We start from the raw sequence: 13,928 nt of genomic DNA, 5'->3' as shown, positions 1-13,928 counted from the left end.
AACTTAATCACCCGTATGGTTTAAATGGAGTTTTTTTTGAAGCAGTTTAATTTTTGCATCGAGGCGATCAATATTTTGTTGTAGTTGTCGCGTACCCTGATTAAGATCATCCATCTCCCATCTGGCAGCAAAGAGTTTACTGTCTTCCTTGATGATGTCTTCTAAAAAGAAGATTTGGCTTTGAATTGAGCGCTGAATGTATTTAGGAACCACTTGAAGTGTGCCACCAATTCCACTAGACAAATTCACACCAATCCATGGCGACATAGATGTTGCAATATCAGGTTTCATGTGTTGCAGAATGTCCTGAATTTTTTGCAATAAATGATAATCTCCTTGTAAAGGAATATTACCTACATCTTGGTTTAGTAAAAGCTTTGCGAGTTCGACAAGATTTTTAACATGGAGTGTGGCAGTGGCTTCTACGACATGTTGCTTCTTATCAAAAGGCCGTTGTTTAAATAAAGAGGGTGCAGATGTATGTCCTGTGACCGTAGGCTCAAGTCGAATTTTCTCAGCATCGAAAAGTACATCTATAGAAATTTGAGGCGAGTCAATAATGACACGTAGCCTCTGGCCTTCTAGTGAATTCAATTGAATGCGTGTAAGTGTATCTAGGTCAACCCAGTGGTTGACCATTTTCTCTGCTGTACTTAGAGCCAGTACTGACCACATGACAAATACCTTGAATTTTAAAGCTTAAAGCCACGGTGAACAGCGACAATTCCCGCCGTCAGGTTATGATAGTCACAGTTTTGGAAACCTGCATTTTCCATCATTGCTTTGAGAGTCTTTTGGTCTGGGTGCATACGAATAGATTCCGCAAGATATTTGTAGCTTTCAGAATCGTTTGCAATAATTTTTCCCATTAAAGGAAGTGCTGTAAATGAGTAGGCATCATATAATTTTGAAAAAGGTTCAAAGATTGGTTTTGAAAACTCAAGAATGAGTAAGCGACCACCGGGTTTTAGCACACGTAACATTGACTCAAGCGCTGCTTCTTTGTTGGTAACGTTACGTAAACCGAAGCTAATAGTTACAAGGTCAAAACTATTGTCTTCAAAAGGTTCCAAAGATTCAGCATTTGCTAAAACAAAGTCGACATTTGTACAACCTGCATCAATAAGACGGTCACGCCCTACATTTAGCATAGATTCATTAATGTCAGACAGAACGACATGCCCTTGTGGCCCAACTTCACGACTAAATACTTTTGCAAGATCGCCTGTTCCACCTGCAATATCTAAAACGTGTTGACCACGGCGTACACCAGACATTTGGATTGCAAAGCGTTTCCATAGACGGTGAATACCAAATGACATTAAGTCATTCATGAGGTCATATTTTTTTGCAACAGAATGAAAAACATGAGCGACTTTTTGCTCTTTTTCTTCTGTGCGTACAGTTTCAAAACCAAAATGTGTGGTTTCTCCAACCTGTTCATTTTTATTTGCACCTTTTGGAAGCGTATATTTACTGTCGCTTTTAGAAGGTTCGATCGCATCTTTTTGACCTTGAGGAGTACCTTCAGGTAGTGGCGAAGATAAAAATGGACTCACTTTGTCTGACTGAGTAGCCGTATTTGATGTTGTTGTAGGCGTTTGGTTTTCATTCGACATGGAGTCTCTCCTGATCACGAAGAATAGTTAGAAGCTGTATTAAACAAGGAATCTTTGTTTAATGTGCTGTAATGCATAGATAGGTCAATAATATACAGAAAAAATCTGTTGTTGTGGCATTTTATCTTACGAACAGCTTAAGCAAATGGTGATGGATGCCCTGTATGTAATTTTTCAATGACTTGTCGTTCTTTATTCGTAAACGTTTTTACAAAATTTGCCGCTGAGTTTAATGGTTTTAGTGCAATAAACCCTTCATGCATAAAACGATATAGCGTATCGAAGCGATGTTTATATGCGAGAGGTTTACCCATTTTAAAGGCGGTTTGCAACATAAAAGAACGTAAATGACTGTCGAGGTAGCATCCTAGTTTATCTGTCATTTCGAGCTGTTTTAGCCGCTCTTTTTCCTGTTTTACTTGAATATAGCATTGTTGCATCATGCTATTATTTAATGGTGTCTGTGGGTCATAATGTTTTAGGAGCTCTTCTGCAACTTCTTCATCGAGTTGTACGGCTAAAATAGAAAGTTCTATTCCATGTGTCCCTGTTTGAATCGCAGTACTTGGAATAAGTCGTTCTATTTTATGTGCGTGCTGAATTAAACGAGAAACTTGTTCTGCAATAAGGTCGAAGTCGGGTCCGCCATAAAGGCGTTGAACAAAGTAATGTCCCATCAGCTCATGGTTTTTCTGAGAAAAAAACTGCTCATGTGCTTTGCATAATCTATTTTTTTGCCATTGTTGCACATCTTGTAAACGTTTTTTTAATGCAGGATTATTATGGTATTTAAGTTGTTGATACCGCAATACGAGATCATCAAGTACAGCAAGTTTTGTCATATGAATATAAAACAACAAGAGAAAACATATTCATCATAAATTGACTTGATTAAAAATAATATATTTATCGCGTAAAAATACGGTATAAACTGAGTACATGTAAAAATAAAAATAACAGGATATTATTATGATGAATCCAATGAAGGTAAACGAAGATGAATTGTCACTTGCTTTAATTGAGGCTCAATATGCATTTAAAAAAGCACGTGGCACAAGAAATGGAAAAAGCTTACTTATTCTAGTCAGTGGTGTAGAGCTTGCCGGCAAAGGCGAAGCAGTAAAACAGTTAAGAGAGTGGATGGATCCACGCTATTTACGTGTAAAAGCGGACACACCACATTTACTTAATCATGAACACCCTTTTTGGCAACCGTATACTTCATCTATACCTCGAGAAGGTCAAATAGTTGTACTTTTTGGTAATTGGTATAGTGACTTATTAACCACAGCTATGCATATTAATCATCCATTTGATGAAAGTACATTCAATGGTTATGTGCAACAAATGCAAGCATTTGAAGAAGATTTAAAAAATAATGCTGTAGATGTCATGAAGTTTTGGTTTGATGCTTCATGGAGTAACTTGCAAAAAAGATTAAAGCACATCGACTTATCTGAAAAGCTATTACATCGGTTACATGGCGTAGACTGGCAAAAGAAAAAGCAATACGAAAGTGTACAGCAACTACGTCAACGCTTTACACAAGACTGGATTGTGATTGATGAAGAGGATGAGGCGGTTCGTAGCCGTAAGTTTGCAGTGCATATATTAAAACACCTTAAACATGATGCGTTGTCTTGGACAGGAAATGCAGAGCTTTGGACGCAGTCAGCACTGAATGAAAAACTTACGCACGTGGAACAAAAATCGCTCGATCATACGTTATATAAAAAACGCTTAAAAAAGTTAACCAAACAAGTGGCTCATTTATTGCGTGAAGATCAACGGCGTATTGTGATTATGTTTGAAGGTATGGATGCTGCAGGCAAAGGGGGAGCAATTAAGCGAATTGTAAAGAAACTTGATCCACGAGAATATGAAATTCATGCAATTTCTGCACCTGAAGAATATGAGTTAAGACACCCTTATTTATGGCGTTTTTGGACAAAAACCAATCAGGATAAAATTACGATTTTTGACCGTTCTTGGTACGGGCGTGTATTGGTCGAGCGTGTAGAAAAACTTGCAGATGATATCGCGTGGCAACGTGCTTATGGAGAGATTAATCGTTTTGAACACGATCTGGTAAGTAACAATACGGTTTTAATTAAGTTTTGGTTGTCTATTGATAAAGACGAGCAAGAAAAAAGGTTTAAGGCTAGAGAAAATACTCCCCATAAACGCTTTAAAATTACAGATGAAGATTGGCGTAATCGTGAAAAGTGGGATGACTACTTGCAAGCTGCTTCAGATATGTTTGCTAATACTGACACAGCATTTGCACCGTGGCATATTATTTCTACCGATGATAAACGTCATGCACGCTTACAGGTACTAGAAGCGATTGTTCAGCAAATGAAGGTGGGGTATTCACCTTCATAAGCAATGAATGAACAGTTATGCACTGACTGTTTTGGGTTGAGATTTCTCTTGAATACTTTTAGCAAGTTTATAACCATCTTCAATATGTGTTTCTGCAATTTTTTTGAAGACAATATAGCCTAGACTTGCTGAAACAATTTGACCACCCAGTGGGATGAATTTGGTAACTTGCTTGGTAAGCATACGGCTAATAAAACCATTAATTGATTTCTTTACGCCTGTGCGTGCGACCATAAGGCCTGTAAACTCTACACCACGCTTACGTAGCTCATCCCATTTGACTTCCTTCGTCTTTGGGTTAAATACACTGACATATTCTTTCGATAGTCCAAAGCGTTGGTTCATTTCAGGAATAAGTGCGGTGAGTAAACCAACATCAATCATTACGTCAAAAAATGGAATGGGTACAATTGCAGCCCCAGCCGAAATATAAGCACGTTTTTTTATCAGCTCTAAACATTCGCGTTTTGCTTGTTCTAAATCTAAATGTGGATCAATATATTCGGGTACATTATCAATATTCATATCATAATACCTTTAAAATTGTTGTTGCCGAGGAAAGTGACAAGTAAGCTTAATATTTATATAAATTTGGCTTGATAAAATAAGGTTACATTTAATGCAGTGATCTTCGCAAGTCTTTACGTATATAAAAAAAGTAATTGGTACGTAAAGTAACCTGAACTACTTTAGATAAATAGAGTGGTGTAATATGCTTCCTCTCAAAAGGAGGAATATAAGAAATGGGTATTCATGTATTTCAGAGTCAGCAGCTTGAAGTGCTTGCACAGATGCTACTTCAGCAACAATCTAAAGTCACGAATGATCCATTTCGCGTGTTAGAAACACAACACTTTATTGTGCCCAATCAGGCGATTGAGCAGTGGTTAAAGCAATATATTGCAGAGCAACAAGGCATTAGTGCAAATCAGATTTATCATCAACGTATTCAGACTTTTCAGTGGTATGTTTATCAGCAAGTGATGACCGATAAGGATCAGGTTCGTCAGGCAAATATTCCCCGACTCGTAATGAAATGGCGTATTTATGAAGCTTTACGTCCTTTTATTTCTTCGGCCCAGCTCGAATTATCAGAAGAGCATGCATTATTTGGCATTGTGTCACGTATTTTTGACAGTGCGATACATTTAACCGACCCGACACAACGACAAATTAAAAAGCAAAGTATGTTGTATTGGGTTGCAGAGCATGTATCTCGTTTATTTAGCCATTATATGTTGTATCGTGGCTATTGCCTTGAAGGGCATGCAGAGGGAAAGTGCAGTTGTAATCAAAATTGGCTAGATGCTTGGGGACGTAACCAAGCCATTGATATTGAAAAATTAATCTCACCTCAGTCAAAAAATATTTCTTTATATAATTTAGAACAAGCCGAGTCATTAGAGGCATGGCAACGTTGGTTATGGCATGAAGTATTTCATGACGATTTTTTAAAAATTAAAGAAATTGATACGCAATTTTGGCAAATTTTGGAAGCGACAAAAACAACGGCATTGAAGCAATTGCCGCGAAAAGTGACTATTTTTACTCTCTTAGATTTACCCCCCAATCAGTTACAGTTTTTGCGTCGTTTGGGACAGTATATTGATGTTACGATTTATCATTATAATCCTTCGCAGGAGTACTGGGCAGACAGTGTCGATCCTCAGTGGAAGAAAACATATGATGCTCAAGCAATACAGCGTTTTAGAGAAAAGAATGAGCGGTTAAAGAAAAAGTTGACAGATGAGGACATTGAAGCATTTATTCAAACCTTTAATGTAACGTTTAATGCAGAAGCAAGGGAGTCTAGACACCCGCTATTAACTCGATTTGGTAAGCAGGCGCGTGATCATTTTTCACTGTTAGCAGGTTTGTCATCAGGTGAGGAGGGAGTCTGGCAAGATCTATTCTTTGATCACTATCAGGATACCTTACTTGGAAAAATACAATCTGATATTTTATTCCTTATGGAACCTGAAACACATGCCTATCCATTAGATTCAGCAGATCAGTCGATACAAGTACATGTATGTCATTCAAATTTAAGACAGCTTGAAGTTTTAAAAGATCAGTTGATGCATTGGTTATCTCAAGCCACAAAAGAAGCACCACGCCGTTTAGATGATATTTTAGTAGTTGCACCTGATCTGGGTATGCTTGAACCGATGATTCGTAGTGTATTTGCACCACCGCCACGATCACAAGGCCAGCGTCAAGAAAGTTATTTACCGATTAAAATTGTAGGTGTACCGCAGTTCGACTTAACCAATGCATGGTTGGCGGTCATTGGTCGAATTCAACTTCCACAAGGACGCTTTAGGTATAGCGACTTTGCAGATTGGCTGAGTTTATTACCCACGCAACACTATTATGGCTTAGATCATGAACAAGTGACACGAATGCTTGCACTTCTTGAGGGTGCAGGTTTTAAACGTGGTTTGGATGATGCGCATTTAAAGCGTTTTCTTTTAGAAGATGATCAAGATTATCGTTTTACGTTTAAGTTTGCGTTAGACCGTTTAGCAATCGGAATTGCTGTACCTGAGCATACCTTGGTATTAAAAACACTCAGTTATCGTGATGTACAACCTGAAGACTTTCTGCTTATTGGTCATTTAATTCAGATTTATAAAGACTTGAACCATCGTCGTGATTGGCTCATTTGTCATGAAAAAGGCGAGCATTATAGTGTTGAGTATTGGTTAACTGTACTTGCTGATGAAATTGCTCAATTTCAGCAACAGGGTGAAGATATTTTACGTACCGTTGCAGAGTTGATTCAAAAGCATATTCGTATGCTCACCCTTTCAGTCACGTATGAAAAGCGTAATCAGCAAGAAAAAATGGGACAGTTAGATGACCTTACTTTACCACTTACCTATGTTATTTCTGAAATTGAACAAGGTTTAGAAAGTCAGCTAGAAAATGCTGAACCGAGTGGTCATATTACATTTAGCGAAATTGGTCAGATTCGTCCTATTCCTTATAAATTAATCGTTGTACTAGGTTTAGATAGTGGTATTTTCCCAAGCCGTCATCAACATGTGCCATTCGATTTAATGCAAGTGCTACGTCCAATTTTAGGTGATCGTTCACGTTTAGAAGATGATCAAGGTGCATTTTTAGATGCATTGCTCTTAGCAAAAGATAACTTTTGGTTGTTTTATAATGGTTTTGATGAAAAGAGTGGTGAGCTCATGCAACCCTCAAGTGTATTGCAAGAGTTTGTAGACCATTTGGCTCTTATTACTCAAGATGTATTAACCCAAGAAGTTTCGGTCGAAAAATCTAAGTATTTAAAAGACATGAATGTGCCGATGCAACTGGCATCTCTATATCACATTCATGCATTACAACCTTTTGATACTATTAATTTTGTAGATTCAGGGGCAATACACTATGAGGATCAATGGTTTGCCGTCGCTAAACAGTTACAGCATTTTTCAGGAAAAAGACAGCCTTGGATAGATCAGCCTTATCAAGTGAATGATCCTGACATGAGCATATTTGACAGTATGCAATGGATTAATGATGTCACTTTTCCAGCCCAACTTTACTTAAAAACATTAGGTATCGAAAATACGAAAAGTGTTGTAGACAATATTGATGAAGAGCCATTGCTATTAGATGGTTTAGCAAGATATGAAGTCAGACGTTTTTTTCAAGCTCAAGATATGCTTGTCGAAAATATGCAGGTGTTATTAGATCAATTGCCTGTGGGCAAAGTACAAGAGAGTGCTTGGCAACAATCGCAACAAGAGTATCGCACTTTATTGGAACGCTTGCATTGCTATGCAGATCATCCTACACCTACGACGCAACAAACGTTATGTCTTTCAGATCATTTATATTTACGTATTACTGTTCCAAAACAAAATACAGAAACACAATGGGTTGAGTTGCAAATCTCTAGTGCTCGTGCTGAACGGCGTGCAAAAGCGTGGCTTAATTATTTATTATGGTTGCGTTATCTAAATTTGCATGAGCAGGGGAAAGAGTATCGTTATATTGTTGTCTTTAGCGATCAAACTATTATTTATGAAGGTGTTAGCTCAAATCAGGCAAGGGAGTTTTTAAACCATTGGTGCCAGTTATGGCAACAGGCAATGACCACTCCAGTTGTACTACCTGCCGCACTTTTAATGAAGCCAAGTGAAAAGAATAAGCCTTTAGATTGTACAGAAGACAATGGTTTAGATGAGAAAATATGGCAGACATTGTCTAAACATTGGAATGACCCACAAAAATATAGTGAGGTTTTTTCAGCAAGTGACGATAAAGCATCGAAATATCATCAAGATTGGCAATTTATTTTACAAGAACAAGATGCAAGTCTGCTATTAGAAAGTCATTGCCGTGAATGGGCATATCGTTTATATGCGCCAATTTATGACTATTTAACTGTTGATGAATAACTGAAAGGAAAAGAGAGTTGTGAAACGAGTTGCACCAGAAGTATCTTTTCAACCGATTCAAGATATTCAGTTTCAAGGGTTACATTGGATTGAAGCATCGGCAGGTTCAGGAAAAACATTTACACTTTCGAGCTTAATTGTACGAATTCTGCTAGAAAAATACTTACCTAAACAAGTTGTTGCAACGACATTTACACGCGCTGCTGCGGCTGAACTGAAACAGCGTATTCGAGCTCGAATCATTGAAATGCATGCTTTCTTTAAAGAGAGAATTGCTTTTGATGACCAAGCTAATATTGTCTACTTAGAAACACTTAAAACTGAGCAAGCTGATCCATTAAAAATTATTTTATTGGAAAATTTTTCGATACAAGTCAGTTATGCATGTAGCCGATTACAATTGGTTTTGGAACAGCTTGATGAGTTATTTGTAGGAACGCTCGATAGTTTTAGTCAAAAATTACTTAGAGAGTTTGCATTTGAAAGTGGTAAAATTGAACGTGTAGACATTACAGACCAATCGAAGCAATATACGCAGCAGCTCATTCATGATGTATTACGTGAATGGTTACAGCAACAGTCGCAACAGCAAGTTGACTGGTTTTATATGAGTGGTCGTTTAAAGCCAACTCAGCATTATATAAAAATAGTTGAAGATGCCCTCAATTTTACCAGTGCATATTTTAAACCTGTAGAACCTCCAAAAATACAAATAGAAAAATTCTTAGTATTGAGAGAAAAATTACGTGGTGTGAACTTTACTCATTTAACACCTTATTATTTGGCGGAAGGCCAGTTTTTTTCTACAGTAAATAAAAAAATATTTACTAAAGATAGTTTTACGGTTTTATTTGAGCAAACTATTCCTAATGCTATAGAGCGTATTTTAAAAGAAGATGGACGTTACTTTTTTTTAAAAGAGTTTGCAGAGGCTCGGGCAGCACTGGAAAAGTTTTTAAAAAATATTCAAGACAGTAAAGTTTTTACAAAGAAGTGTTCAGAACAAGACGCAACACAGTTTTATACCGATACCGTGCTACTCAAACTTTTAGATGTTTTAGTGCATGTACAGCAGATGGAAAATGCACTGGTTGAAACAGAGGGTTATCTTAAATACTACTTGTGTGAACAAGTTAAACTTCGTTTACCTGCATTGTTACAACAGCAAGGTGAGACTACTTTTTCACAGCAAATAAAAACATTATCTGAAGCACTACAGGGGGAGCAAGGCGAGCATTTCGCTGCTTTTGTACAGACAAGCTATCCACTTATTTTAGTCGACGAATTTCAAGATACGAACCAAGAGCAAGACAATATGCTTGCCAGTATTTGGCGTTCACCTACAAGGTATGAAAAAAGCTGCATGATTATGGTGGGGGATCGTAAGCAGGCCATTTACGGATTTCGTGGTGGTGATATGCTGACATTCATTGGTGCTTACCATGATGTTGTGGCAAAAAAAGGCTCTTTTTATCGTTTAAAATACAATCATAGAACTATAAAACCTTTGGTTGAGGCGGTAGATGCATTATTTTTACAAAATGCCGATTTTGGTGAGCAAGTGATTTATGAGCCTGTAGAAGCAGGCACACGACCGCATCCACAACTTATTGAAGATGAAGTACACAATCCAAAACCACTACGCTGGTTACATATAGAAGGTGACATTCAGGCTGAAATACAAGTTGCATGGAAAATATCTACACTATTACAACAAGGCCAACAAGGAGCGTTATATCTAGCGAAAAATGAGATCAATACTCCAATTATTGCAGATGATATTGCCGTATTATCTAAAAATCATGATGGCTTAGATAAAGTTCAGTTTGAGCTAGAGCGTTTAGGTATACGAGTAAATCGACCTTCTAAAAGAAGTGTTTTTGATGGTTTACTGGCACAGGATGTTGCTGCTATCTTAACAGCGATGATGAATCCTTATGATGAAAAGAAAGTAAAGCGTGCTTTGCTCAGTCGAATGTTGGGTTATACGCTTAAAAATTTAAATGAATATGAACATCAAGCGGATGGCCTAGGGCAATTTATTTCAGTATTTAGTGAAATTCGTGAGATTTGGTTTGAACGACATTTTTTAGCAGCGTGGCAGTATTGCTTACGATATTTTGATGTCTGGCGTAATTTAGTTCGCTTTGAGAGCCGAGATAATGAGAGAAGTGTTGTCAATTTAAGGCACTTGTCTGACCTTTTAAGTCAGCATAGTGGAAAGTATCAAGGGCCTAAAAACTTATTTAACTGGTATTTGAAACAAGTTGCTTCACCGAGTGACCGAGAGTGGGAGTTAGAGCGGAGCTTATCTACAGATGCTGGTATCCAGCTCATGACGATTCACCAATCGAAAGGGCTAGAGTTTAAAATTGTTTTTTTACTCAATGCCAATGGATCATTTCGTGAAATTAATAAAACACTTAATTTTTCCACAACCGAGCGTTTAAGTGAAAAAACGAATCAATTGGAACAACAACGCGTCATTGCAATAGATGATAAAAATGCATTAACTGAGGAAGAGTTACAACAACACCAATCACGTGCGCAAGCAGAGCAAAACCGATTGTGGTATGTTGCTTTGACTCGAGCCAGTCATCGTATTTATGCTGTACTTAATAAAGGAAAATCTGAAACAACGACTGGGATTAACTACTGGAGAGTTCAACCTGCATTATTTACACACCCTGCAACGACAGATGAACCTCTGTTAGAGAGTAAGCCACGACCTTATAAAGAAGATCGCGAATTAACAGTACAGTTATATGCGATGGCACAACCTCAGCTTAAGCTTTATCCAAGGTTGAAGACCAGCTTTTCTGCTCTGGCACAGCATTTAACCAAGCAACAAGCATTAGACGTCTTAGCGAATTATATCAATGATGAAACTGCTGCTGAGGATGAGGTCTTAATTGCTGAACCCATAAACGATGTTGATACTGATGTACATGATGAAGAAAGAATTACATGGATTGCACGAAATTTTCCAATGGGCACACATGCAGGTAATTTCTTACATGAGATTTTTGAACATATTCATTTTCAAGATGAAAACTCATGGGATCTAGAGATTTATCGTCGTTTTAAGAATGATTATAGTGGTCTTAAAAAACAAGTTTTTGAAAAGTATCAAATGCTTTTTAGTGAGCAATTAAGTGAACAGTTTTTAGAAGAGCGTTTAATTGCAGATGTAAAATCATGGTTAAGTGATATTTTAGCGACACCATTTGGAGATGGAATACAATTAGGACAATTGACATCGGAGATGTATCTTTCTGAGTTTCCCTTCTACTTAGCACTGTCAGATCAGGTCTTTGCAAGTCAGCGTATCCATCAATTGTTTCAAGAGTACGATATCTTTATTCCAACGTTAAATCCTGCTGAGTCTGCAAGATTTTTAAATGGGTCAATCGATTTGGTCTATCAATTTGAAGGTAAATATTATATTGCCGACTATAAAAGTAACTTTCTTGGTGAATCCATTCAATGTTATACCCAGCATGAAATTGCTAAGAACATGTCTCAAAGTAGTTACTGGTTACAAGCAAGTTTATATTTAGTGGCATTGCATCGTTATTTGAAAGAGCGATTAGTAGGTTATGAAATTGAAAGCCATTTGGGTGGGGCAACCTATTTGTATTTACGAGGCATGACAGCAAATAAAGACATGGGTGTATGCCACTGGCAACCCAATGCGGAGTTTATTGAGCGCTTAGATGCAATACTTGGGTATTATGCTGTACAGAAGTTGGCTTAAATAAATTATAAATCTTTGAAAAACAAAATGTTGAATTGTGGATAATCGTGAGTATAACTCTGTTGATATCTGTGTGAATAAGTTTGAGGATAACTGTGTGAGTAAGTCATTGGATAAGTTAGAAAAATATGATGAATGGATGATACTGTGGGCAGAATATCTTACCCAAGCGTCGTATTTCGATGAGCCTGATGACAAAGAATACGCACAAGAAATGATCCAAAATATTTTGCTCTCTAATACACAAGGCAATAGTTGTTTGTCTACAGATATCGCCTCTTTAGAGAGGTTGCGTAGTCTAGTGGCTTTTCAAGAGAAAAGCCACACTTGTCCTTTTGTTTTTGACGGTGAAGCAGTCTATTTGTACAGATACTATGCGTTAGAACAACGCTTAGCCCAACAGATTGCACGTCTTATACAGCAGCCCGACTCAAATTTAGATCTGTATGGCTATGAAAACTTACTTATTGACGAATATCAGCAACAGGCATTAAAAATGGTCGTGCAACACCATTTTGGAATTATCACTGGAGGCCCCGGTACAGGAAAAACTTATACATTGGCACGTATTATTGCTGTTTTAAATAAATTAATACCTGACCTACGCATTGCAATGGCAGCACCCACAGGGAAAGCGGCACAACGTATGCAAGAGGCATTACAAAACGCATTTCAAGATCCCACACTTCAAAGTAAAGGCTTAATTACTGATAATTTACATCGTATACAACCAGTTACATTGCATCGATTACTGGCCATGGGAAATAGAGGCATTGCTAAATTTCATCTTAAACAGCCGTTACCTTTTGATGTCATTGTAATTGATGAAGCCTCCATGCTTGATTTAAATCTTGCGACAACACTTTTTGAAGCAATTCCAGATGGAGCAAAATTAATCTTATTAGGAGATGCAAATCAGCTTGCTTCTGTTGGTGTGGGGTCAGTTTTAGCAGATTTGCAAAATATGGACATACTATCTAGGTATCGAACTCATTTAGTTCATAGCCGAAGATTTAGTGATGAAGCTCAAATTGGAAAAATAGCAAAATTTATTCAAAATGTGGGTCAAACATCGGTAGATACGCATGAGAATGTACTAGACAAACTCAGTAACGAGGTCATTACGCCTTCAGTCATTCAGAAAATTGACCTGAAAAAGGTAGAGATAGATCAAATTCAACTTGAATATTTACCCAAATTAATGGCAGCAGAGGATGTCGAGCGATGTTTAGAGCAACTTTGGTTAGGGTATCAAGAATATGCAGAATCAGTGAAAGTGTATAATTTAAATGAAGGAAGTGAAGCGCATGATCTAGCTCAACTCAGAGATAATATTTTAAAAAGATTTAATGACTACCGTATTTTGAGTGCAATGAATGTTGGTACGTTAGGTGTAAAACGTATTAACCATTATATTGAACAACACTTTAAGTATGCTGTTTTAGGGCAGACTACTTTTTATGGCGATTGGTATGTTGGTAGACCCATTATGGTCACGGAAAATGATTATCAGCTTGGTATCTCTAATGGCGATATTGGTATATGTTTTAAGCATCGACAAAATCGTGCACAGTATGAAGTATACTTCCCGAGTTTAAATAAATGGGTGATGGCCACACGCTTACCACAAACGATTCAAACTGCATTTGCAATGACGATTCATAAATCTCAAGGTTCAGAATTTGAACATGTGGCTGTTGTCTTGGAACAGGAAGCTGAAAAGCTCTTAAGCAAAGAGCTGTTGTATAC

At 37.4% G+C, this 13,928-nt stretch carries 8 protein-coding genes; 4 read left to right on the top strand and 4 right to left on the bottom strand.

Annotated elements, in window-relative coordinates:
* Window positions 1–3 precede the first annotated feature (3 nt).
* From I2F23_RS03490 to I2F23_RS03480, 3 genes are all read right to left on the bottom strand, one after another.
* Window positions 4–675, bottom strand: a complete 672-nt coding sequence (locus I2F23_RS03490; protein ID WP_195771187.1) for a ubiquinone biosynthesis accessory factor UbiJ — start codon at window positions 673–675, stop codon at window positions 4–6.
* A gap of 17 nt (window positions 676–692) precedes the next feature.
* Window positions 693–1,619 (bottom strand): bifunctional demethylmenaquinone methyltransferase/2-methoxy-6-polyprenyl-1,4-benzoquinol methylase UbiE, encoded by a 927-nt coding sequence (gene ubiE / locus I2F23_RS03485; RefSeq protein WP_195771186.1) that lies wholly within the window; start codon window positions 1,617–1,619, stop codon window positions 693–695.
* 137 nt (window positions 1,620–1,756) lie between these two features.
* Entirely contained in the window at window positions 1,757–2,461 is a 705-nt protein-coding gene (locus tag I2F23_RS03480) for an FFLEELY motif protein (protein ID WP_195771185.1), read from the bottom strand.
* A 127-nt stretch (window positions 2,462–2,588) separates the two neighbouring features.
* On the opposite strand from I2F23_RS03480, the gene I2F23_RS03475 reads away from it, so the two are divergent.
* Window positions 2,589–4,004, top strand: a complete 1,416-nt coding sequence (locus I2F23_RS03475) for a phosphate--AMP phosphotransferase (RefSeq protein WP_195771184.1) — start codon at window positions 2,589–2,591, stop codon at window positions 4,002–4,004.
* 15 nt (window positions 4,005–4,019) lie between these two features.
* Here the strand turns inward: I2F23_RS03475 and I2F23_RS03470 are convergent, their stop codons facing one another.
* Window positions 4,020–4,529 carry a class I SAM-dependent methyltransferase gene (locus I2F23_RS03470; RefSeq protein WP_195771183.1) on the bottom strand — a complete coding sequence of 170 codons (510 nt, stop codon included), beginning with the start codon at window positions 4,527–4,529 and terminating at the stop codon, window positions 4,020–4,022.
* Between the two features lie 218 nt (window positions 4,530–4,747).
* On the opposite strand from I2F23_RS03470, the gene I2F23_RS03465 reads away from it, so the two are divergent.
* From I2F23_RS03465 to recD, 3 genes are all read left to right on the top strand, one after another.
* The gene (locus I2F23_RS03465) at window positions 4,748–8,422 is read left to right on the top strand and encodes an exodeoxyribonuclease V subunit gamma (RefSeq protein ID WP_195771182.1); all 3,675 of its coding nucleotides are present in this window, start codon (window positions 4,748–4,750) and stop codon (window positions 8,420–8,422) included.
* A gap of 19 nt (window positions 8,423–8,441) precedes the next feature.
* Entirely contained in the window at window positions 8,442–12,179 is a 3,738-nt protein-coding gene (locus tag I2F23_RS03460; RefSeq protein ID WP_195771181.1) for a UvrD-helicase domain-containing protein, read from the top strand.
* A 97-nt stretch (window positions 12,180–12,276) separates the two neighbouring features.
* Window positions 12,277–13,928: exodeoxyribonuclease V subunit alpha (gene recD / locus I2F23_RS03455; RefSeq protein WP_195771180.1), on the top strand; the 1,652-nt coding region annotated here is incomplete at its 3' end.

Origin of the sequence: Acinetobacter pollinis (genome assembly GCF_015627175.1) — a bacterium.
GTDB lineage: Bacteria > Pseudomonadota > Gammaproteobacteria > Pseudomonadales > Moraxellaceae > Acinetobacter > Acinetobacter pollinis.
The sequence above is the reverse complement of the archived record's forward strand: the minus strand, read 5'-3'. Positions and strand labels throughout refer to the sequence as shown.

Excerpts from the sequence above, each read along its gene's own strand:
- I2F23_RS03470 (WP_195771183.1), bottom strand. The coding sequence starts at position 4,529 with ATGAATATTGATAATGTACCCGAATATATTGATCCACATTTAGATTTA.
- ubiE (WP_195771186.1), bottom strand. The coding sequence starts at position 1,619 with ATGTCGAATGAAAACCAAACGCCTACAACAACATCAAATACGGCTACT.
- I2F23_RS03480 (WP_195771185.1), bottom strand. The coding sequence starts at position 2,461 with ATGACAAAACTTGCTGTACTTGATGATCTCGTATTGCGGTATCAACAA.
- I2F23_RS03490 (WP_195771187.1), bottom strand. The coding sequence starts at position 675 with ATGTGGTCAGTACTGGCTCTAAGTACAGCAGAGAAAATGGTCAACCAC.
- I2F23_RS03475 (WP_195771184.1), top strand. The coding sequence starts at position 2,589 with ATGATGAATCCAATGAAGGTAAACGAAGATGAATTGTCACTTGCTTTA.
- I2F23_RS03465 (WP_195771182.1), top strand. The coding sequence starts at position 4,748 with ATGGGTATTCATGTATTTCAGAGTCAGCAGCTTGAAGTGCTTGCACAG.